The organism is Candidatus Polarisedimenticolaceae bacterium (genome assembly GCA_036275915.1).
In the GTDB taxonomy this organism is placed as follows: Bacteria; Acidobacteriota; Polarisedimenticolia; order Polarisedimenticolales; family DASRJG01; genus DASRJG01.
The window spans coordinates 515,981-538,391 of sequence record DASUCV010000004.1 but is presented as its reverse complement, the minus strand read 5'-3'; the positions used below and the strand labels follow the sequence as shown (position 1 = coordinate 538,391).

Sequence of the window (22,411 nt, the reverse complement as noted above, 5' to 3'; positions counted from 1 at the left end):
CTAGTCCTCGTCGAACCGCGGCTTCGGCACCGGGTTCTGCGGCGAGATGAGCTGCGGGTCCGCCGGCTCCGTGAATCCGAAGCCGCGGCGTCCGCGACCTCCGCGCCGCCCGCGGCGGCGGCCGCCGGTCGCGGCGGGCATCAGCTCGTGCGCGACGACCCCTCGCGGAACGGACGGCTCGTCGTCGTGGCCGGATGACGGAGCGGCGGCGGTGGCCGGGGGCGCAGGCTCCTGGCCGGCGTTGTCGCTACCGTTCGACGGCGCGCCCTGCGGCGCACCGCGTCCGCCACGCCCGCGGCGTCCGCGGCGGCGCCGGCGACGGCGGCGTCCGCCCTCGCCGTTTTCATCTTGCGAGGCGCCTTCGCCCTGAGCGGCGACCTCCGGCGTGTCGCCGGCCGGCTCCTCGAGCGCGTCGTCGCCGTCCTCGTCGTCGATCGCTTCGCCGAGATCTTCCGCCGGGGGCGCCGCGGCGACCTCGGGAGCTTCGGGTGGAGGAGCGTTCTCGGAATCGCCTTCCTGGCCGCGAGAGCGGTTACGGCCGCGCCCGCCACGACGCCCGCGGCGGCGACGGCGCTTGCCGCTGCCGTTCTCGTCCTCTTGCTGGGGAGCCGCCTTCGCCTCGGCCTCCGCGGCCTCCGGCTCGTCGGCTTTCTCCAGATCGACGAGGTCCGGCGGAGCCGGGGGAGCCGGCCGGTCGCCGGCAACGAGCGCCGGCGGAACCTCGATCTTCTCGCGCGGGAAGAACTCGAACTCGCTCTCGTGACGGAGGAGCGAGCCCTTCGGCTCGACCAGGATCCGCACCTGGTAGCGGCGCTCGAGCGAGACGAGGTCGTCGCGCTTGTGGTTCAGGATCCAGTGGGCGATCTCAGGCGGGACGCGCATGTGGACCTTGCCGAAGTCGTTCCGGATACAGCGCGTCTGGAGCTTTCGGAGAGCCGCGAGCCCGGCCGGCTCGACGTTCTTGATCAGGCCGTACCCCTCGCACTCCGGGCAGGTCGCGTACGACGCCCCCATCTTCTCGCCCTTGATCCGCTGGCGTGCGATCTCGAGCAAGCCGAGCTTCGAGATGCGGGTGACGTCGTACTTCGCGCGGTCGGTCTTCATCGCGGCGCGCATCGCCGTCTCGACCTTCTTCTGGTTCCTTGCGGCCATCATGTCGATGAAGTCGATGACGACGAGGCCTCCGAGATCGCGAAGGCGGAGCTGCCGGCCGATCTCGGCGGCGGCCTCGAGATTCGTGTGGGTCGCGTTGTCCTCGGCGTCGCCGTGCTTCGGCGCCCCCTTGCTGTTGACGTCGATCGCGGTCAGCGCCTCGGTGCCGTCGATGACGATCTCGCCGCCGGTCTTCAGCGGGACGCGGCGCTTGTAGATGCTCTCGATCTGCTCCTCGAGGTTGAACTTCGAGAAGAGCGGCCGGTCGCCGGTGTGGAGCTTGATGATCTTCGCCTTCGCCGGCATGACGTCGGAGACGAACTCGAGCGCGCGGTCGTACGTCTCCTGGCTGTCGATCCACACCTCGTCGATGTCCTGCGTGAAGTAGTCGCGCATGGTGCGGATCACGAGGTCGCGCTCGCGGTAGACGAGGCCCGGGAACTCGGTCTGGCGGCTGGCCCGCTGGATCGAGTCCCAGAGGCGCAGCAGGTAGCGGAGGTCGCGCTGCAGCTCGGTTTTAGTTTGACCGACGCCGGCGGTCCGCACGATGAGGCCGAACCCCTCGGGCGGGTTCAGCTCGTCGACCATCTTCTTGAGGCGGTCGCGCTGCGCTTCGTCCTGGATCTTGCGGGAGATTCCCGCCGAGTCGGCGCCGGGCATGAGGACGAGGTAGCGCCCCGGGAGCGAGAAGTAGGTCGTCACCGTCGGCGGCTTCCCGGCGAACGGCTCGCGAACGACCTGGACCATGAGCTTCTGGCCGGGGTGGAGGTGCTGCCCGATCCGGCCCTTCGCCCGCGACTCGGTACGCGCGGGGAGGAGCTTGAAGTTGACCTCGTCGAGAGGGAGGAAGCCCTTCAGGTCGCCGCTGATCCTGAGGAACGCGGCGTCGAGCGCGGGGTGGATGTTCTCCACCACCGCGTTGTGGATGTTGCCCTTGATGTTGGTGCGGTTGATCGTCTCGATCTCGTACTGCTCGAGGACGCCGTCCTCGAGGATCGCGACGCGCGACTCTTCGACGTGCGTCACGTTCACAAGCATGATCTTGGACATCGGGTTTTTGTCGTTCTCCGGCGGACCCGCCACTTTCGTTCGCGTCGCTCCATGCGACGTTCGCGTCGCCGCGGAGCCGCCGGGGCCTCAGTGGGCCTCTCCAGCGCTCACGCGGGGGCGGGTGCGCAATCGCGAACAGCCTAGCACACGGGGGAGAGATCACAGTTGACAGTTCACAGTTAACAGTTCAAAAACCTCTGAACGATCGACTAACGACTGTGAACTGTCGACTGTCGACTGTCGATTATCATCCCGGCGTGCGGATCACGGCCAACCAGGTCACGCTCGCCCGGCTCGTCCTGCTTCCTGTGCCGATCGTGATGATTTACCGGAACACGCACGGATGGATGCTCGGGGCGCTGGCGGTCTACGTCGTCCTGGGGCTGACCGACGCGCTCGACGGCTATCTGGCGCGGAAGTACGGCTCGACCCCGCTCGGGGCGCTCCTGGACCCGGTCGTCGACAAGATCTTCCTCGTCGCTGGGTTCGTCCCGCTCTCGGATTTCCAGATCATGCCGGCGTCGCTCGTCCTCATCCTCTTCGTCCGCGAGCTCGCGGTCACGGCGCTCCGGAGCATCGCGCTCGAGGAGGGGTTCTCGTTCAAGACGAGCAACATCGCGAAGCTGAAGACGATGGTGCAGATGGTCGGGGCCGGTTTCATCCTCCTCATGTGGCTCTACCAGGACGACCGGACGATCGCGATCCTCCTGGGGATCTCGGCCGCGATCGCCTGCTTGCCGGCCGCGATCGCGCTCGTCCGCGGACGCCGCCCGAGCTGGATGGAGTGGAGCTGGGCCGGTTTCTTCGTCGTGCAATTCCTCGGGCGCCTCGTCCTCCAGCCCAAGCCCGCGATCTTCGCGTCGCTCTCCGTCATCGTCGCGATCACGCTCTGGACGGGCGCGGAGTACGCGTGGGGGATGCGGAAGGTGCTCGCCGCGCGATTCTCGAGGCGGCCGGTCGAGGCGCTCCGACTTGCCGGGCTGTCCTTGGCGCTCCCCATCTTCTATCTGCCGGCGCTCGACCGGCCGGACGACCCCACGGTGTCGATCCTCTGCCTGCTCGCGGCCGAGCTGGCCGCCGGGGGGATCGACAATTCGCTCGTCCAGATGGGCTATGTCCGGGACGCTCTTCCGGACCTCGTCCGGTCGGGAGTGCAGGCGGTCTGCGGGGCGATCCTCCTCTGGGCGCTCCTCGCCGGAAAATCGCCGTCGCTTGCGCTCGCGGCCACCCTCTTCGCCCTCGGGACGACCCTCGGCGACCTGGGGCTCCGGACGTGGCGGCATCGCGCCGCCTTCAGCTCGACCGCAGCCGTTTCTTGACTTGCCCCCGGGCGGTCCACAGATTCCTCCTTGCAATTATTTTGGGTTCCCGGTCCGACGAGGGGGGATCTGCACGGATGCGCTGCCTTGCCGCCGCGTTCCTGACCACGGCACTCGCGGTCACCGCCTCGTGCGATAGCTCCGACGCCCAGTCGCCGACGATGCCTTCCGGAACGGTGCAAGCGCCGGTCCGCGGCGGAACGTTCCGCATGGTGCTCGAAGCCCCGGTCGCGCTCGACCCGGCGACCGTCGACTCGGTCTACGACGCGCTTCCCGTCCATCAGATCTTCGACGGGATCGTCGCCCTCGATCCCGGCCTGAACGTCGTGCCGGCGCTCGCCGATACGTGGACGATCTCGCGCGACTCCCGCCTCTACACGTTCCATCTGAGGACCGGCGTGCGCTTCCACGACGGGAGCCCGCTGACGTCGGACGACGTCGTCTTCAGCATCAAGCGCCTGCTCGATCCGAAACTCGGGAAGAAGAAGAGCATCGGCGCGAGCTACCTCCAGGTCGTCGACGGCGCCCCCGCGTACGCCTCGGGGAAGGCGCCCGAGCTCGTCGGCCTGCAGGCGCTCGACCCGCAGACGCTCCAGATCAGCCTCTCGCATCCTTACCTGTCGTTCCTCGAGGTCCTGGCGATGGACGACCTGCGCATCGTTCCGCGCGGCGTGGTGACGCGGATGGGCGAGGCGGCGTTCCGGCGCTCGCCGGTCGGCACCGGGCCGTTCAAGTTCGGGAGCTGGACGAAGATGTCTTTGACCCTCGTCGCGAACACCGACTACTGGGGCGGCGCGCCGTACCTGGACGGCGTCGTCATCAACTTCCCCGACGTCAAGCTCCGCGACAACGGCAACGCGAAGTTCCTGGCCGGCGAGACCGAGATCGTCGAGCCGTCGTCCGACAACGTCGCGTCCCTGCTCCAGGACCCGACGGTCGAGATGCACCGCTACCAGGACCTGAGCCTGAGCTTCATGGGCTTGAACACCGGAGCCCGCGGGCTCCAGGACGAGCGCGTCCGCCGCGCGATCGCGATGGCGGTCGACCGCAAGGCGCTCGCCGACCTGGCGCCGTCGAACCGCCGCGAGGCCCAGGGGATCCTGCCTCCCGGGCTTCCCGGCTACTCGGCGACGCCGAAGGCGATGGCGTTCGATCCCGAGGGCGCGCGCAAGCTCCTCGCGGAGGCCGGCTATCCGGGCGGGCGAGGGCTGCCGCCGATCGAGTTCTACACCGCGCAGGCCGCGGCGACCGCGAACACCAAGACGAACGAGCTGCTCAAGAGCAACCTCGCCGACGTCGGCGTGAAGCTCGTCATCCACGAGACGACCTGGTCGGAGCTGATCACGCACATCGAGGACAACGCCGCGCCGTCGTTCCAGCTCGGCTGGGTCGCGGATCTCCCCGACCCCGATGCCTTCCTGCGCACGCTGTTCGAGCCGGGAGGCTCCGCGAACTACTTCTCGTTCCTCGACCGGCCGACGGCCGCGGCGCTCGAGCGCGGCGCCTCGGAGATCAACCCGATGGAGCGCACGAAGATCTACCGTGAGCTCGAGCGCTCGATCCTGGAGAAGGCGCCCCTCGTCCCGCTCTTCCACTCGGTCGGCATGATCGCGTCCCGGAAGACGGTGCACGGCTTCAAGCCGGGGCCGCTGGGGGTCGGCAGCCTCGACCTCGAGCACGTGTGGCTGACCCCCGCGGGGAGCAAGGGCTGATGCGTAGTCTCTTCCACGGGCGGACGCTCGAGCAGAGCTTCTCGATCTCGACCGCGCTCCTCGTCCTCGTCCTCATCGGGACGACGATGGTCATCGTCGAGAAGCGCGTCGAATCGAACATGCGCCACGGCCTCGAGGACCGCGGCACCGCGATCGCGGAGAGCATCGCCGCCGTCTCGACGCCCTCGCTCCTGGCCTACAACTACGCCGCCCTGCAGCTCGCGGCGGAGGGCGCCGCCGGGAACCAGGGGGTCGTCTACGTGACGATCCGCGACAAGGAAGGTGCGCTCGCCGGCGTCGCGGGCCGCACCTCCTCCGATCTCAAGGCGCAGGACGCCGACGTCTCGGCGGCGAGCGCCACGCGCGACGTCGAGGTCGCGCGCGCCAAGGGCCACCCCGAGCAGGTCGTCGAGGTCTCGGTGCCGGTCCACGTCGAAGGCGTGGACGTGGCGTGGGGCCGCGTCTCCGTCGGCCTCTCCTACGACATCGTCGCGACCGAGCTCCGCCGTCTCGGGATCCAGCTCTTCCTCCTCGGTGCTCTCCTCGCGATCGTCGCGGTCCTCTGCGTGCGGTGGCTCGCGCGGCGCATCACGGCGCCGCTCCGGAACCTCGTCGCCGGAACGGAAGCGCTCTCGGCCGGCGAGCTGCAGCACCGGATCCCGGTGTCGGGCACGAAGGAGCTCGTCGAGCTGGCGCGCGCGTTCAACACGATGTCGGACCGGCTCGAGGGAAAGGCGGAAGAATCGGCGACGCTCCAGACCGCCCTCGAGGCGCTCAACGCGACCCTCGAGCATCAGGTCATCGAGCGGACGCGTCTCCTCGAGGAGTCGACGGCGCAGTACAAGTCGCTCGTCGAGAGCTCGCCCGACTCGATCCTCATCGTGCAGGACGGCCGCGTCCGCTTCGTGAACCGCTCGTTCGCCGACACCTTCGGCGTTCCCGAGACCGAGGCGATGCGCCCCGACTTCCAGCTCTCCCGGCTCTTCGACCCCAGCTCCGCGGCGCTCGCGGGCGGGCGGATCGCGGCGTGGGAGCGCGGCGAGGCGCCCGCTCCTGCCGAGGTGCTCGCGCAGGACGCGCAGGGGCGCACGCGGCACCTCGAGCTGCGCGGGAGCCGCATCGAGTACCAGGGCCGCCCCGCGGCGGAGTGCCTCCTCGTCGACATGACCGAGGCGAAGCGCCTCCGTGAGCGCCTCTCCGAGACGGAGAAGCTCCGCGCGCTCGGCGAGCTCGCCTCCGGCGTCGCGCACGACTTCAACAACCTCCTGGGCGCGATCCTGGGGCGCGCCCAGCTGCTCCGCCGGTCGGGCGAGGTGAAGGCGGCCGATCACGATCTCGCCGTCATCGAGAAGGCGGCCCAGGACGGGCGCGAGACGGTGCGCCGCATCCAGGAGTTCTCGAGAACGCGCCGCGACAAGAAGTTCGAGCCGGTCGACGTCGCCGAGATCCTGAAGGACTGCCTCGAGATCACGAAGACCCGGTGGTCGGACGACGCGCTCCGGCGCAAGGTCAACATCAAGCCGTCGCTCGATGCGCTGACGGTGCCGCCGATCCTCGGCAACGCCAGCGAGCTGCGCGAGGTCTTCACGAACCTGATCCTGAACGCCGTCGACGCGATGCCGCAGGGCGGCCGCCTCGAGCTCTCGTGCGCCGCTGCTGGCGACCGCGTCGTCGCGCGCGTGACCGACACCGGCGTCGGCATGACCGAGAACATCCGCCAGCACCTCTTCGACCCCTTCTTCACGACGAAGGGGACGCGGGGGATGGGCCTCGGCATGAGCGTCGTCTACGGCATCGTCACACGGCACGAGGGCAAGATCGACGTCGCCACCGCACTCGGGAAGGGCACCACCTTCACCTTGGAGTTCCCCGTGTCCCACGAGAGACCGATCCACGTCGCAGGGGGCGACGGCGCGTCGCTCCCGCAGCTCATCCGCCCCGGCAAGATCCTCGTCGTCGACGACGAGCCCGAGGTCGCCGCCGTCGTCCGCGACGTCCTCGAGTCGGCCGGCCACGCCGTCGACACGGCGATCTCCGGGGTCGACGCCCTCCAGATGCTCGACGTCTCGCCGTACGACCTCGTCTTCACCGATCTCGGCATGCCCGACATGTCGGGCTGGGAGGTCGCGGAGAAGATCAACGAGGTCAAGCCCGGGACGCCGGTGGCGCTCGTCACCGGCTGGGGCACGGCGCTCGACGAGGGCGACGCCCGGAAGAAGGGCGTGACCGCCGTCGTTCACAAGCCGTTCGAGATCGACGAGCTCCTGCGCATCGCGCACAGCCTCTTGGCGCAGCGCCTCGCAGTCCCCAACAGCAACTGAAGAGGGGACAGCTTCCGAAACTCACTCAAACGGAATGGGAATCTGCCGTTTGGGTGAGTTTCGGAAGCTGTCCCCTCTGAAATTCCCCTTATTCGCTATACTTCCTACTCCTACTGAATAAACGGGGGATTCCCTTTGAACGCGAAGGGCCGCGCGCCGCGCATCGCCAACGGCCAGGGATTCTGGGGAGACTCCGTCGATGCGCCGATCCGGCTCGTCGAGGAAGGCCCGCTCGACTACCTGACGCTCGACTACCTCGCCGAAGTCACGATGTCGATCATGCAGAAGCAGCGGCAGCGCGACCCGGACATGGGGTACGCGACCGACTTCGTCGGGCTCATCCGCAAGCTCCTCCCCACGCTCCGTGAGAAGGGGATCCGCGTCATCGCCAACGCCGGCGGTGTCAACGCCGACGGTTGCCGCCGCGCGCTCATCGAGGTCGCGAGCCAGCAGGGAGCGACGGGGCTCAAGATCGGTACCGTCACCGGCGACGACATCCTCCACCGTCTGGACGAGCTGATCGCGGAAGGCGTGCCGTTCGCCAACCTGGACGACGGCCGGCCGTTCTCCGAGGTGCGCGGCGACGTGCTCTCGGCGAACGTCTACATCTCGTCGTTTCCCGGCGCCGAGGCGCTCCAGCAGGGCGCGCACATCGTCGTCTCGGGACGCACGACCGATCCGGGGCTCGTGCTGTCGCCGCTGATCGCCGAGTACGGCTGGGGCGAGACCTCGTGGGACCTGCTCGCCGCCGGCACGATCGCGGGGCACATCCTCGAGTGCGGCGCGCAGTGCACCGGCGGGAACTACTCGCGGTGGTGGGAGGTCTCCGGGTGGGACCACCTCGGCTACCCGATCGCCGAGGTTGCGCCCGACGGCACCTTCGTCGTCACGAAGCACGACGGCACCGGCGGGCTCGTCACCGTCGACACGATCGCCGAGCAGCTCGTTTACGAGATGGGCGACCCGACGCGCTACCTCACGCCGGACTGCGTCGCCGACTTCACGTCGATCCGCCTCGAGCAGGCCGGCAACGACCGCGTGCGCGTCTCCGGGATCAAGGGCGGCCCCGCCACCGACACGTACAAGGTATCGATCTCGTACCTCGAGGGGTACAAGGCGGTCGGGCAGCTCACGGTCTCCGGTCCCGATGCCGAGGCGAAGGCCCGGATCTGCGCCGACGCGATCTGGGGGCGCCTGAAGCGCTCGGGCGTCACCTTCGAGCAGACCCTCACCGAGCTCGTCGGCGTCGACGCTTGCCATGGCCCGATGACGCGCGGCGAGGCGAAGCCGGGGGAGATCGTGCTCCGCGTCGGGGTGAAGGATCGCGCGAAGGCGAAGGTCGACCGCTTCGGGAAGGAGCTGGCGCCGCTCGTCACCTCGGGCCCGCCGGGCGTCACCGGCTTCGCCGGCGGCCGGCCGAAGGCGACCGAGGTGCTCGGGTACTGGCCGACCCTGATCCCGAAGAAGCAGGTCGTTCCCCGAGTCGTCGTCGAGGAGGTGCGATGAAGAAGATCCGCCTCTACGCGATGGCGCACGCGCGCTCGGGCGACAAGGGCGACGGCTCGAACGTCGGCGTCCTCGCCTACGACGACCGAGGCTACGAGATCCTGGAGAAGTGGCTCACGCCCGAGCGTGTCAAGGCGCACTTCGGCGAGATCGTGAAGGGGAAGGTCGACCGTCATCTCATCCCGAACCTGCGCGGCCTCAACTTCATCCTTCACGACGCTTTGGGCGGCGGCGGCTCCGCGAGCCTGAAGACCGACGCGCAGGGGAAGACGCACGGGATGGGCATGCTGCGGATGCTCGTCGAGGTTCCCGACGACTACGAGCCCCGGAAAGCGGCGACCGCGCCGAAGGGCGAGCTGTGATCCACGTCGAGGAGAAGCCCGGCGGCGTCCGGGTGCTGGCGATCGACCGGCCGCCGGTGAACGCGCTCGGCCGGGAGCTCGTCGCCGCGCTCGGAGGCGCGCTCGGCGCTCTCCGTGAAGACGCCGGCGCTCGCTGCCTCGTGATCCGCTCGGCGGGCGCGCACTTCTGCGCCGGGGCCGACCTCAAGGAGCGCCAGGGGATGTCGCTCGAGGAAGTCCGGGCGTTCGTCCCCAAGCTCGCCGGGATCTGCGCCGCGATCGCCGAGATTCCGTATCCCACGATCGCCGCGGTCCGCGGCACGGCGGCCGGCGGGGGGTGCGAGCTGGCGCTCGCGTGCGACCTGCGCGTCCTGGCCGACGATGCCAAGATCGGTCTCAGGGAGACGGCGCTCGCGATCCTCCCGGGGGCGGGGGGGACGCAGCGGCTCCCGAGGATCGCCGGCATGGCACGCGCCAAGAGATGGATTTTCACCGCGCGGCTCTTCAGCGCCGAGGAGGCGCGCGCCGACGGCGTCGCCGACGCGGTGGTCGCGACGGGCGCGCTCGACGACGAGGCGCTGGCGCTCGCCTCCGCGATCGCAGCGAACGGCCCCGTCGCCGTGCGCCTGGCGAAGAAGGCGATCGAAGGCGGCTGGGACCTCTCGATGGACGAGGCGCTGGCGCTCGAATGGCAGTGCTATCAAGGCGTGCTCGGCACCTCCGACCGCGAGGAGGCTCTCGTCGCCTTCGCGGAGAAGCGCCCGCCGCGCTTCACGGGGCAGTGACGATGCTGAGGCTCGGGACGCTCGCGCTCGATCCGCCGCTCGTCCTGGCGCCCATGGCGGGGATCACCGACCGGCAGTTCCGGCTCGTCCTCCGCCGCGTGGGCGGCGTCGGCCTCGTCACGATGGAGTTCATTTCGTCGGAGGCGCTCGTCCGCGGCAACAAGCGCACGCGGAAGCTCCTCCACTACGTCGATGAGGAGCGGCCGATCTCGATCCAGATCTACGGCTCGAGGCCCGAGGCGATGGTGGAAGCCGCGCGCCTCGTGCAGGAGATCGGCGCCGATGCCTGCGACATCAACATGGGCTGCCCGGCGAACAAGATCCTCAAGGGCTGCTCGGGCTGCGCGCTCATGGGCGATCTCGACCTCGCGCGGGAGATCATCCGCGAAGTGCGCCGCGTCCTGACGATCCCGCTCTCGGTGAAGTTCCGCCTCGGCCTGAAGGACGAGTCGAGAAACTATCTCGAGCTGGGCCGCATCTGCGAGGGCGAGGGGGTCGACGCCGTCGCGCTCCACGCGCGCACGGCGAAGCAGATGTTCTCGGGCCGCGCCGACTGGAGCCAGATCGCGCGCCTCAAGGAAGCGATCTCGATCCCGGTCGTCGGGAACGGCGACGTCCACGAGGCCGCCGACGCGATCTGCATGATGCGGGAGACCGGCTGCGACGGCGTCATGATCGGCCGGGCCTCGATGAAGAATCCCTGGATCTACCGTCAGACCGCCGATCTCCTCGCGGGGCGAGCGCCCTACGAGCCGACGGTCGGCGACCGCGAGGCTGTGATCCGCGCGCACTTCGACATGGTCACGACCCAGGAAGAGCCGGCGTTCGCGGTTCACAAGCTGCGCACCTTCACGGGCTGGTACACCCACGGCCTTCCGGACGGCAAACACCTCCGCGCCCGTATCGGAGAGCTCACGACCCCCGAAGCGTTCCTCGAGGCGGTCGGGGCGTTCTTCGACGGCGCCACGAGGGCGGCGGCATGAAAGTCAGCAAGCGCGGCCAGTACGGCATGAGGGCGCTCTGCCATCTCTCGGAGACGCACGGCCAGGGCGTCGTGCAGATCCGCGAGATCGCACGGCGCGAGCAGATCCCGGCGAAGTTCCTGGAGGGAATCCTCCTCGAGCTGAAGCACGCGGGGATCGTCAGGAGCCGGCGCGGGATCGACGGCGGCTACGAGCTGGCGCGCGACCCGCACGAGATCATGCTCGGCCAGGTCATGCGCGTGCTCGACGGCCCGCTGGCGCCGCTCGGAAGCGCCGCCGAGCTCAAGGAGCTCATGAGCTCGGACCCGCGGCAGGCAGGGTTCTATTCGGTCTTGATGGACGTCCGCGACGCGGCGGCGACGATCCTCGACCGGACGTCGCTCGCCGACGTCGTCGCCCGCAACGCGAAGCTCGAAAGCGCACGTTAGCTCGGAGGCAGCGATGAACTTGACGGCGATCCAGACGGCGCTCCGCGACCAGAAGCTCGACGGCTGGCTCTTCTGCGACCACCACCGCCGCGACCCGATGGCGTACGGCATCCTCGGGCTCGACCCGCACGCGATGGCGAGCCGGCGATGGTTCTACTACCTGCCGGCGTCGGGCGAGCCGGTGAAGCTGGCGCACCGCGTCGAGCCGCGCATGCTCGATCGCCTTCCGGGCCGCCAGGAGCACTACCTCGCGTGGACCGAGCTGCACGCGAAGCTCAAGGAGATGGTCGGCGGAAAGAAGCGGATCGCGATGCAGTACAGCCCGGACAACAACATCCCGTACGTCGGCCTCGTCGACGCGGGCACGATCGAGCTGATTCGCTCGTTCGGCCCCACGATCGTCACCTCGGCCGATCTCGTCCAGCAGTTCGAGGCGACGGTGGGCGAAGCCGGTTGGGACTCGCACGTCTGGGCCGGCGAGCGCGTCCAGAAGGTCAAGGACGAGACGTTCGAGGCGATGGCGAAGGCCCTCCGCGAGGGGAAGAACGTCACCGAGTTCGAGCTGAAGGAGCGCATCGTCCGCCGCTTCGAGGAAGAAGGGCTCACCTGCGAGGGCGAGAGCCCGATCGTCGGATTCAACGAGCACCCGGCCGACCCGCACTTCGAGCCGACGCAGGAGAACGCCAAGGTCCTGACGAAGGGCGACACGATCCTGCTCGACCTCTGGGCGCGACGCGCCCTACCCGTCGGGATCTACTACGACATCACCTGGTGCGCGTTCGCCGGGAAGGAGCCGCCGAAGAAGTACGTTGAGATCTTCCACGTCGTCCGCGACGCGCGCGACGCCGCCCTCGCCTTCGTCGCGAAGAAGCTCGAGGCGGGAACGCCGGTCCACGGCTACGAGGTCGACGACGCGTGCCGCAAGGTCGTCGTCGATGCCGGCTACGGCCCGAACTTCCTCCACCGCACCGGCCACTCGATCGGCACGCACGTCCACGGGAACGGCGCCAACATCGACAACCTCGAGACCAAGGACGAGCGCCTCATCGTCCCCGGCACCTGCTTCTCGATCGAGCCGGGAATCTACCTCGCCGGCGAGATGGGCGTCCGCGCCGAGATCGACGTCTTCGTGCGCGCCTCCGGCAAGGCCGAGGTCTACGGCGCGATCCAGAAGGAGCTGGTCCTCGTTGGCTGACCTCTCGGCCTGGACGCCGAAGTCGGTCCAGGCCCTGCGCGGTTACGACCGCGCCACCTTCGTCGCCGACCTCGTCTCGGGCGTGACGGTCGGGTTCGTCGCGCTGCCCCTCGCGATGGCGTTCTCGATCGCCTCGGGACTTCCCCCTCAGTCGGGCATCTACTGCGCGATCGTCACCGGCTTCGTGATCTCGCTCCTCGGCGGCTCGCGCTGCCAGATCGGCGGCCCGACCGGCGCGTTCGTCGTCGTCATCGCAGGAATCGTCGCGAAGCACGGCGTCCCCGGCCTCTTCATGTGCACGATGATGGCGGGGGTGCTCCTCGTCGTCATGGGGCTCACCGGCCTCGGAAGCGCGGTGAAGTTCATCCCGCGCCCGGTCGTCGTCGGCTTCACGAACGGTATCGCCGTCCTCATCGCTTCCACGCAGCTCCGCGACTTCCTGGGTCTGAGGCTCGACGCCGTCCCCGGCGATTTCACGGGGCGGATCGCGACGATCGCCGTCCATCTGGGCGAGGCGAGCCCGATCGCAATCGCGCTCGCCGCCGGCGCCGCCCTCACGATCGCGCTCACCCGAAAGTACGCGCCGCGGATCTCGGGGAGCGTCCTGGTGCTCCTCCTAGGGACGGTGCTCGTCCTCGTCCTCCGCCTCCCCGTCGAGACGATCGGCTCCCGCTTCGGCGGCATTCCTTCGGGCTTGCCGCATTTCGAGATTCCAGCCCTCAGGCTCGACCTCGTTCACGGCCTGCTCCCGTCCGTCCTCACCGTCGCGATGCTCGGCGCGATCGAGTCGCTCATGTCCGCGGTCGTCGCCGACAGGATGAGCGGCGACCGTCACAACCCGAACGTGGAGCTCGTCGCCCAAGGGGTCGCGAACGTCGTCTCCCCGATGTTCGGCGGCCTGCCCGCGACCGGCGCCATCGCCCGCACCGCAACGAACATCCGGACCGGTGCGAAGACTCCCGTGTCGGGGATGATCCACGCGCTCGTCCTCTTGGCGATCATTCTGTTCGCGGCGCCGCTCGCGAGCTACGTCCCGATGCCGATCCTCGCCGGCATCCTCATGATGACCGCCTACGGCATGGGGGAGTGGGGCCAGGTCCCCGAGCTCTTGCGCCTCAGCAAGGCCGAGATCGCGGTCTGGCTCATCACCTTCTCGCTCACCGTGTTCGCCGACCTCACGGTCGCGGTCGAGACGGGGATGATCCTCGCGACGCTTCTCTTCATCCGCAACGTGACCGCGACGACGACCGTGAGCCGCGTCACCGACGACTACGTCAGGGACGGCTTCGTCCATACCCTCCAGGACAAGGACATCCCGCCGTACGTCGCGATCTTCCGCATCCACGGCCCCTTCCTCTTCGGCGCGACCGACAAGATCGCGGAGATCACGGAGCGCCTCGAGGCCCTTCCGCCGATCGTCGTCGTCCGTCTTCGCAACATGACGGCGCTCGACGCCACCGGTCTCCTCGCCTTCCAGGACCTCGCCGAGGTCCTTCACGCGAGCGGCCGCACGCTCCTCTTCTGCGGCGCACGCGACCAGCCGCGGAAACTCATGGCGCAGGCGCGGTTCGCCGAGATCGTTGGGCGCGAGAACATCTGCGACAACGTCCTGGAAGCGCTGGCCAGGGCGAGAGCGATTCACGAGGCCGAAAGCGTGTCCTCGACCGCCTGAACGACCTTAGCCGCCGCCTCGGGCGCGCGCCCCGGGAACAGGTGCGGCGCCCCCTCGACCGCGTAGAGCCGCCCCGGCGGCGTCATCTTCGCGATCCGCGCGCGCACCTCGTCGATCGAGCCGAATTCGTCCTGGGTGCCTTGGACGACGCCGAAGGGACGATGCCACTCTTCGAGGTCCCCGAACTTCCAGATCCGCAGCGGGAGACCGATCGCGACGATCGCCGCGACGTCGCCGCCGCCATGGAGGGCGTAGTCGACGACGCAGCGCGAGCCAAACGAATAACCGACCAGGACGAGCGGCGCCGAAGGTGCTGAGCCGCGCGCGTACTCCGCCACCGCCGCGACGTCGCCGACCTCGCCTCGCCCATCGTCGTGGAATCCTTCGCTCGCGCCGACGCCGCGGAAGTTGAAGCGCACGGTGGTCAGCCCCGCGCGGTTCAGCTCGCGGTCGGTGTGGAAGATCACTGGATTATGCAGCGTGCCGCCGTAGAGCGGATGAGGGTGCGCGATCACCGCGACCGCGCGCGGTGTCTCCGCGGTGCGCACGGCGGCCTCGAGCTTCCCGGCCGGCCCCGCGATCGTGATCGTCTTCGCGTCGCTCACACCGCGCATTGTAGAGGGCGTATGCTCGCATCCTCGTGCGCGACGACCTTCCGTACACGACGCCCCTCGGCGCCTACGACGCCGAGGCGGAAGCCCTCCTCGCCGCCCTGAAGGCCGGCGACGACGATGCCCGGTGGCGTTTCAAGTGGGCGCACCCGCGCTACCGCGGCGAGAAGGTCGAGGCGGTCGATCCCGGAGCGCTCGATCTCTCCGATGCCCGTCTCGTCGTCGCGCACGGCTATGCCTTCGAGAGCTGGGCGGACCTCGCCGCCTTCGCCGCCGACGAGGGGCCGAAGCCGTTCGAGGCCGCCGCCGACGCGATCGTCGCCGGCAAGCTCGCCACGCTCCGGACGATGCTCCAGGCCGACCCCGCGCTCGCACGCGCGCGCTCGACGCGCCGGCACCGCGCGACGCTCCTCCACTACATCGCGGCGAACGGCGTCGAAGGCTACCGGCAGAAGACGCCGCCGAACGCCGTCGAGATCGCACGCGTCCTCCTCGAATCCGGCGCCGAGGTCGACGCGCTCGCCGACATGTACGAGCAGAAGTGCACGACGATGAGCATGCTGGTCTCGAGCAGCCCGCCGCACGCGGCCGGCCTCCAGTTCGCGCTCGCGGAGGCGCTGCTCGATCACGGCGCCGCCTACCGCGGGCCGGGGACGGAGTGGCAATCGGCCGTCTTGACCGCGCTCGCCTTCGGCTTCCTCGACACGGCGCAGGCGTTCGTCCGCCGCGGCGCTCCCGTCGAGAGCCTCGCCGCGGCCGCGGGGCTCGGACGAGTCGGCGACGCGGCACGCCTCCTCCCGCAAGCCGGCGAGGAAGAGCGCCACGTCGCGCTCGCCCTGGCGGCGCAGCATGGCCACGCGGAGATCGTGACGCTCTTGCTCGAGGCCGGCGAGGACCCCGATCGCTACAACCCGCCGAAGTTTCATGCCCATTCCACTCCGTTGCATCAGGCGGTGTGGGCGGATCATGAAGGGGTCGTGAGGCTTCTCATCGCGCGCGGTGCGCGGCTCGATCTCCGGGACACGATCTTCGACGGCACCCCGCTCGGCTGGGCGCTCCACGGGAAGAAAGACGAGATGGCCGAAATCCTGCGACGAGCGGGTGCGCAGGAGTAGCTGGGCGAAGGGAACTCAATCGCCGGCAGCCTGTCTCATCCAGCGGGAGGTGGATGATGAAGCGCAATCTCTTGGTGGTGTTCGCGGCTATCGGCCTCGTGTCGGCGGGTTTCGCGATCGCGCACGCGCAGAACAGGTGGAACGCTCCGCAACCCGATACCAGCTCACCGCAATGGAAAGCGGTCTCGAGCGAGCTCGGTGTGTGGATCACCGAGTCCGAGACGTTCGGCCTCCAGGCGCGCCTCTACGTGCTGGTCGACGGAAAGTGGGTCCCGGTCGCGGTCGACGGGACGCGCGAGATGCACGGAGTCATGCCCGTTCGCTGATCTTCGCCGTAAGATTCGCGCATGGATTGGCTCCAGATCGAGAACCGTCACACCGGCGAGAAGCTCAAGCTCAGGCGTGTCGCGCGCGACGGCGTCGTCTCCCTCGAGCTGTCGGGCACGTTACCGCCGAAGCGGAAAGGGCCGCCGCTCCACATTCACCACGCGCAGGTCGAGGAGGGGACCGTCGTCTCGGGGACCATCTCGTTCATTCTCGATGGGAAGGTCTCCACAGCGGCAACGGGCGCCGCGGCTCGGTTCCCCGCCGGCAGCGTGCACCGCTGGTGGAACGGCGGCGACGACGAGCTCGTCTTCGCCGGCACGGCGAGCCCGGCGGTCGATCTCGATCGCTACCTGCACTCGGTCTTCGACGTCCTCAATGCGGGAACGGCCGAGCGGCCACCGCTCTTCTACATGGCTCACGTCGCGTGGCGCCACCGGAAGACTCAGGAGGTCATCCTCGCGCCGCGTCCCGTGCAGGCCGTCATGCTTCCGCTCATCGTCTTCGTCGGGACGATCCTCGGCCGCTATCGTGGCGACGATTGGCCCGGCGCGCCTGGCCGCGCGCGCGAAGCGCCGCTGTTCGTTCCGTGAGGGACGACCTTCGGCTCCGCTCCTTAGTCCTGGATCCGACTCGTTCCTAGGACGCCTCCCCATCGCAGGCGCGCGACGGATTCGGGACAATGGAACCGCCACTCAGGAGCAGAAGGAGGGGCCTTGGGCTCCGAGCTCGATCCGCGCATTCTCGTCGCCGACGACAACGCGGACATACGGCGCTACATCGTACGCATCCTCGGCGAACGCTACCGCACGCTCGCTGTCGCCGACGGCGAGGCCGCGCTCGCGCTCGCCCGCGCCAGCGTGCCCGACCTCGTGCTCTCCGACGTCATGATGCCGCGCCTCGACGGCTTCGGACTCTTGCGCGGACTCCGCGCGGACCCGCGGACCCGGAACGTCCCCGTGATCATGCTCTCCGCGCGGGCGGGAGAGGACAGCCGCGTCGACGGGATGGAGGCGGGCGCCGACGATTACCTCGTGAAGCCGTTCTCCGCGCGCGAGCTCCACGCGCGGGTCGCGGCCCATCTGGCGATCGCCGAGGAGCGCCGTCGCGTGCGCGAGACCCTCGAGGACTCGAACCGCCGCATGGACGATTTCATGGCGACGCTCGCCCACGAGATCAGGAACCCTCTGGCGCCGATCAGGAACGGGCTCGAGATCTTGAGGCTCGCGAAGGACGATCCGGGCGCCGCCGAGCAGGCGCGCGAGATGATGGAGCGCCAAGTCGGCCACATGGTCCGCCTCATCGACGACCTGATGGACGTCAGCCGCATCAGCCGCGGGAAGATCGTCCTCCGGCGCTCGAGGATCGACCTCGCCGAGCCGCTCGGTCAGGCGATCGAAGCGAGCCGCCCGGCGATCGACGAGCGCGGCCACACGCTCACGCTCCTCCCGGCGGACGAGCCGCTCCCGCTCGACGCCGACGTGACGCGCTTGTCCCAGATCTTCTCGAACCTGCTCAACAACGCCGCCAAGTACATGGAGCCGAACGGGAGCATCGCCGTCGAGGTGACGCGCGACGAGGGAAGCGCGGTCGTCCGGATTCGCGATGCGGGGGTTGGAATCTCCGCTGCGATGCTTCCGAAGGTCTTCGACATGTTCACGCATGCCGACGGCGTCCTCGAGCGGGCGCAAGGAGGGCTCGGCGTCGGTCTCTCGCTCGTCAAGAGCCTGGTCGAGATGCACGGCGGCACCGTCGAGGCGGCGAGCGCGGGACCCGGGCTTGGAAGCACGTTCACGATCCGCCTGCCCCTCGCGCGCGCGGCCGCCGTCGTCGCGGAGGCCGGTGCGGCGCCGGCGAGCGTGGTCAATCACCGGCGGCGCGTCCTCGTCGTCGACGACAATCGCGACGCGGCGGTCAGCCTGGCGAAGATGCTCGAGCTCATGGGGAACGACACGCGGACCGCCTACGACGGGCTCGAGGCGCTCGTCTCGGCGGCGGCGTTCCGGCCCGATCTCGTGATGCTCGACATCGGGATGCCGCGATTGAACGGCCTCGACACCGCCCGCAAGATCAGAAGCGAGGCGTGGGGGAAGCAGGTCACGCTCGTCGCGCTGACCGGCTGGGGACAGATGGAGGATCGCCGCCGGACGATCGAGGCCGGCTTCGACGGCCACCTCGTGAAGCCGGTCGAGCCCGAGAAGCTGACCGAGATCCTCTCGGGGTTGCCCCGAGGAAACCCCAGCGGCGTCTTGCCGGAGTCTCCCGCCGCCGGCGCCGTGACATCGTAGGAGCCGTCCCGGTCACCGTCCCTCCTCGTCGGGTGTTCCATGAAGGCATGGCGAAGGAAGCTCGCGGGCACGCTGTGGCTCGCCGCGTGGTGCGCCGTTCTCTATACGTTCGCCGCGCCGTGGCGGCGGCTCGGCGGCCTCGAGAGCGAGCGCCTCAGGTATCTCGAGTGGTGGGTGCTCTTCGGTGGTGTCGCCGCCGGTTACGCTGCGGGCCGGCTCGCGAGGGACTGGGTGCAGGGCGCCGCAGGTCGTAGCCACGCGCGCGCGCTCCGCGTCGCGCTCTATCCGCCTGCTGCTCTCGCCGCGGCCGGCCTCGCGGGGCTCGCCGCCGCCGGCGAGCGCGGACCGGTCGGGGTCGCCGCCACGGCGTTCCTCGCCTACTGGGCCGGGCTCGACGTCGCGTTCGGCGCGGTCCCGCTCATGGAGGGGAAGCCCTACAGCTTTCTCGGCGAGCTGCCCGCCGACGAGCCCGAGGGCTTGTCCGCCTGGGACCGCTTCTGAGGGAGGACGGCGCGCGCGATCTTCATCGTCGCGCCGGACGTGGCGATCTCGCCGAGCTTGGACGGCTCGATCCAGAGGCGGTCGCGGCCGCGTCCGGCCGGCGCCTTGGCGGCGACCACCTCGAGGGCGAAGCGTGTCGTCAGGATCGTGTGGGTCACCCGCGTGAGCGCCTTGCCCGGAGCGAAGCTCGCGCGCGTGAGCGCGGTAGCCGCGGTTTCCTTCCCCTCGATGGCGACCGCCGGCACGTCCCACGTCCCGCGGAGAGAGCCCCCGGCGCTCCGGCGCACGAGGAGCACGCGTCCGCGCCGCTCGACCCACGCCGCCGCGAGGCGCCGATTTCGGATCGTCTTCCGCGGTGCCGGTGCCGGGAACTCTGCCTGGCGGCCCGCGCAAGAGGCGGCGCAATGGGACGCGACCGGGCACGCCAGGCAGTTCGGCGCCTTCGGCGTGCAGACGAGCGCGCCCAGCTCCATGACGGCCTGGTTGAAGTCCCCCGGGTGCAACCCGCGGACGAGCGTCTCCGCGATCGGCCAGCAGCGGCGTTCGAGGGCCGCACCTTCGCCGGGAAGCGCGAACAGGCGTGCGAAGACGCGCTTGACGTTGCCGTCGACGATCGGCGCGGGCAGACCGAAGGCGACGCTCGCGATCGCGCCGGCGGTGTAGCGGCCGATCCCGGGGAGGGTGCGGAGCGCTTCGACGTCGCCGGGAACGCGCCCGCCGTGACGTAAGACGACGGCCGCGGCCCCGAGGCGCAGCGCGCGGGCGCGGCGGTAGTAGCCGAGGCCGGTCCACTGCGCGAGCACGTCGTCTTCGCTCGCGCGGGCGAGCGACGCGACGTCGGGAAAACGCTCGAGGAAGCGCGCGTAGTAGGGGAGCACCGCGCCGACCGTCGTCTGCTGGAGCATGACCTCGGAGACCCAGATCGCGTAGGGGTCGCGCATCCGCCGCCACGGGAGGTCGCGCGCGTTCTTCCGGTACCACCGGAGGAGAGGCGCGCGCACGGCGCGAGCCGTCTCAGACCGCATCGCGGGCCAGGAGCGAAGCGCCGGCGGCGGTGCGGAGGGGGCGGTGGTCGACGTCGATCTCGGCGCGCATCGCCCTCGCGATGCGAACGGTCAAGTGAGGCGATGCGGCGGCGCCGCCCGTGGCGACGCATCGCGCGGTAGAAAGTCCCGCGTCGCGCACGAGCGCGGCGATCGCTCCGAAGCGGCGGGCGAGATCGTCCAAGGTCCCGGCGACGATCGCCTCCGGCTCCTCGCACCCGTCGTCGATGGAGAACCGCGGGGCGACGACCCAGTCGGGAGTCCCGGTGCCCTCGGGCGCGGCCGTCACCGCGGCGGCGCGCGTCGCGCTCCCCGCGCGCGACGCGATCCGCTCGACCGGGAGCGACTGCCATCCGCCGGACGCTCCGGCCCGCGCGATCGCCGCGGCGAGGCCGTGGACCGTTCCCTCGACCGCGAAGAGCGGGCCCGCCGCATCTTCGTAGAGGATCGACGTGAGGAGACCCGCCGCGCGCACGGCGGCGCGTCCGGTCGGGACGACGACGAATCCGCCCGTGCCGAGGACGAGGACGCCGGCGTCGTCCTGCCCCGCGCCGCGGACCGCGGCACCGACGTCGCCGGCGAGGGCGTGGAGCGGGACGCGCGAGCGGCCGAGGCGGAGGAAGCCGCGGTGAGACGTCGAGGGCGCGACCTTCGGCCACGAAAGCGCCGGCACGCCGAGGATCGCCGCCAGCTGGTCGCTCCACCGTCCCGCGCGGAAGTCCCACGCGAGGGTCCGCTGCGCGAGCGACGGGTCGCACGCGGGCGCGTCGCCGCGCGTCAGGCGCGCGACGAGGAACGCGCCGAGCGGCCCGGCGACGTAGCGGCCGGCGTCGAGCCCCTCGGCGACCTCTGGATCGTCGCGGCGAAGCGCGGCGAGACGCACGGCGCCGTAGGGGAACCGGACGGTGAGTCCGGTCGCCTCGGCGATGCGCTCTTCACTCGCCGCGAGCGCGGCCGGAACCTCGTAAGGCGTGCCGGCGCGCCACGAGAGGACCGGGGTCACCGGCCTCGCGTCGGATCGCCGCCAGACGACGAGCGACGACCTCTGCACGGCGAGCCCCGCGGCGCCGATCGTGCGCGCCCTTCCCACGACGAGAGGCCCCGCCGCGCGGACGACCGACGCCGCGACCGCCTCGGCGTCCTGGACGATCGCGCCGTCCTTGGTTCGCGTCGAAGCGAGGCGCGCCTCGCCGGATTCGACGACCCGGCCCGCCGCATCGGCGAGGACGGCGCGCGTCCCGCCGCTTCCCTGGTCGATGCCGAGCGTCAGGCCACCCTCGGCCTTCTCCTCGCGGGTGCGCGCGGCGAGCTTCCTCCGGATCCCCGCCGGATCGTCGGTGAAGACGCCGTCGACGCCGGCTTCGAGCAGTGGCCGCAGCTCGCCCGAGGTGTTCACCGTGTACGCGATCACCGCGAGGCCGAGCCCGCGCGCGCGGCCGACGAACGACGGCGTGCACAGGCGGCGGCTCGGGTGGAGCGCCGTCGCGCCGACCCGCTGCGCCCACGCGACCGGATCGCGCCTTTCGAGCGAGCGCACGGTGAGCGCGACGTCGAGCGCGGGCGCCTTCGCCCGCGCGTCCTCGAGGAGGCTCCACGCCGCCGATGACATCGTGACGCCGCGGAAGCCGCCCGTGCGCTCGAACGCGGCGAGGACGCCGTCGATGAGCGCGCGATCCTCGCGGTCGACGCGCCCCTCGCGCTCGCGGGTCATCGGCTTGACCTCGACGATGAGGGGCACGTGCGCGCGGACGATCGAGAGCGCGTCGTCGAGGTCGATCGGCGGCTCGCCGGCGAAGCGGCCTGCGAACCACGATCCCGCGTCGAGGGCGGCGACCGCAGGCCAAGGGAGCGCACGGAGCGGCCCGCGGCCGTTCGTCGTGCGGTCGAGGGTCGTGTCGTGGAGGAGGACGACCCGCCCGTCCCGTGTGAGGCCGACGTCGACCTCGATCGCGCCCGCTCCGGCGTCGAGTCCCGCCGTGAGCGACGCCGCGGTGTTCTCGGGCGCCTTGGCGGCGGCGCCGCGGTGCCCGACGATCAGGAACCGCCGCCCGTCGACGACCATCGA

General features: G+C 70.2%; 19 protein-coding genes. 15 read left to right on the top strand and 4 right to left on the bottom strand.

Going from position 1 to position 22,411, the window contains the following annotated elements:
• Positions 1-2,202, bottom strand: coding sequence for an Rne/Rng family ribonuclease (locus VFV19_04660; protein ID HEX4823576.1), 2,202 nt, complete (start codon positions 2,200-2,202; stop codon positions 1-3).
• 257 nt (positions 2,203-2,459) lie between these two features.
• Between VFV19_04660 and VFV19_04655 the strand changes: the two genes are divergently transcribed.
• From VFV19_04655 to VFV19_04610, 10 genes are all read left to right on the top strand, one after another.
• Entirely contained in the window at positions 2,460-3,521 is a 1,062-nt protein-coding gene (locus tag VFV19_04655) for a CDP-alcohol phosphatidyltransferase family protein (GenBank protein ID HEX4823575.1), read from the top strand.
• Positions 3,522-3,598: 77 nt separating this feature from the next.
• Positions 3,599-5,233, top strand: coding sequence for an ABC transporter substrate-binding protein (locus VFV19_04650; GenBank protein HEX4823574.1), 1,635 nt, complete (start codon positions 3,599-3,601; stop codon positions 5,231-5,233).
• Positions 5,233-7,554, top strand: coding sequence for an ATP-binding protein (locus VFV19_04645; GenBank protein ID HEX4823573.1), 2,322 nt, complete (start codon positions 5,233-5,235; stop codon positions 7,552-7,554). Before VFV19_04650 ends, VFV19_04645 begins: the two co-directional genes overlap by 1 nt.
• Positions 7,555-7,689: 135 nt before the next feature.
• Positions 7,690-9,060 carry an acyclic terpene utilization AtuA family protein gene (locus tag VFV19_04640; GenBank protein ID HEX4823572.1) on the top strand — a complete coding sequence of 457 codons (1,371 nt, stop codon included), beginning with the start codon at positions 7,690-7,692 and terminating at the stop codon, positions 9,058-9,060.
• Positions 9,057-9,422 carry a hypothetical protein gene (locus VFV19_04635; GenBank protein ID HEX4823571.1) on the top strand — a complete coding sequence of 122 codons (366 nt, stop codon included), beginning with the start codon at positions 9,057-9,059 and terminating at the stop codon, positions 9,420-9,422. Before VFV19_04640 ends, VFV19_04635 begins: the two co-directional genes overlap by 4 nt.
• Complete coding sequence (locus tag VFV19_04630; protein HEX4823570.1) at positions 9,419-10,186, top strand: enoyl-CoA hydratase-related protein; 768 nt, start codon at positions 9,419-9,421, stop codon at positions 10,184-10,186. Before VFV19_04635 ends, VFV19_04630 begins: the two co-directional genes overlap by 4 nt.
• Positions 10,187-10,188: 2 nt before the next feature.
• The gene (gene dusB, locus VFV19_04625) at positions 10,189-11,169 is read left to right on the top strand and encodes a tRNA dihydrouridine synthase DusB (GenBank protein ID HEX4823569.1); all 981 of its coding nucleotides are present in this window, start codon (positions 10,189-10,191) and stop codon (positions 11,167-11,169) included.
• Complete coding sequence (locus tag VFV19_04620) at positions 11,166-11,597, top strand: Rrf2 family transcriptional regulator (protein ID HEX4823568.1); 432 nt, start codon at positions 11,166-11,168, stop codon at positions 11,595-11,597. Before dusB ends, VFV19_04620 begins: the two co-directional genes overlap by 4 nt.
• Before the next feature lie 13 nt (positions 11,598-11,610).
• Entirely contained in the window at positions 11,611-12,792 is a 1,182-nt protein-coding gene (locus VFV19_04615) for a M24 family metallopeptidase (protein ID HEX4823567.1), read from the top strand.
• Positions 12,785-14,464: a SulP family inorganic anion transporter gene (locus VFV19_04610; protein HEX4823566.1), complete on the top strand. Its 1,680-nt coding sequence runs from the start codon at positions 12,785-12,787 to the stop codon at positions 14,462-14,464. Before VFV19_04615 ends, VFV19_04610 begins: the two co-directional genes overlap by 8 nt.
• Here VFV19_04610 and VFV19_04605 read toward each other — a convergent pair.
• Positions 14,431-15,069, bottom strand: a complete 639-nt coding sequence (locus VFV19_04605) for an alpha/beta fold hydrolase (protein HEX4823565.1) — start codon at positions 15,067-15,069, stop codon at positions 14,431-14,433. The genes VFV19_04610 and VFV19_04605 overlap by 34 nt on opposite strands.
• Before the next feature lie 35 nt (positions 15,070-15,104).
• Here VFV19_04605 and VFV19_04600 point away from each other — a divergent pair, with 35 nt between their 5' ends.
• The 5 genes from VFV19_04600 (at position 15,105) to VFV19_04580 (ending at position 19,303) form a co-directional block, all read left to right on the top strand.
• A complete protein-coding gene (locus VFV19_04600) occupies positions 15,105-16,190 on the top strand; it encodes an ankyrin repeat domain-containing protein (GenBank protein HEX4823564.1) in 1,086 nt (361 codons plus the stop codon).
• Positions 16,191-16,246: 56 nt separating this feature from the next.
• A complete protein-coding gene (locus tag VFV19_04595) occupies positions 16,247-16,516 on the top strand; it encodes a hypothetical protein (GenBank protein HEX4823563.1) in 270 nt (89 codons plus the stop codon).
• A 21-nt stretch (positions 16,517-16,537) separates the two neighbouring features.
• On the top strand, positions 16,538-17,107 hold the full coding sequence (locus VFV19_04590; GenBank protein ID HEX4823562.1) for a cupin domain-containing protein: 570 nt from the start codon (positions 16,538-16,540) through the stop codon (positions 17,105-17,107).
• A 123-nt stretch (positions 17,108-17,230) separates the two neighbouring features.
• Complete coding sequence (locus tag VFV19_04585; protein HEX4823561.1) at positions 17,231-18,802, top strand: response regulator; 1,572 nt, start codon at positions 17,231-17,233, stop codon at positions 18,800-18,802.
• Positions 18,803-18,841: 39 nt separating this feature from the next.
• Positions 18,842-19,303, top strand: a complete 462-nt coding sequence (locus VFV19_04580; protein ID HEX4823560.1) for a hypothetical protein — start codon at positions 18,842-18,844, stop codon at positions 19,301-19,303.
• Here VFV19_04580 and mutY read toward each other — a convergent pair.
• Positions 19,237-20,304, bottom strand: coding sequence for an A/G-specific adenine glycosylase (mutY, locus tag VFV19_04575; GenBank protein ID HEX4823559.1), 1,068 nt, complete (start codon positions 20,302-20,304; stop codon positions 19,237-19,239). The two genes, VFV19_04580 and mutY, sit on opposite strands and share 67 nt — an antisense overlap.
• A 13-nt stretch (positions 20,305-20,317) precedes the next feature.
• Positions 20,318-22,408, bottom strand: coding sequence for a glycerophosphodiester phosphodiesterase family protein (locus VFV19_04570; GenBank protein ID HEX4823558.1), 2,091 nt, complete (start codon positions 22,406-22,408; stop codon positions 20,318-20,320).
• Positions 22,409-22,411: the final 3 nt, after the last annotated feature.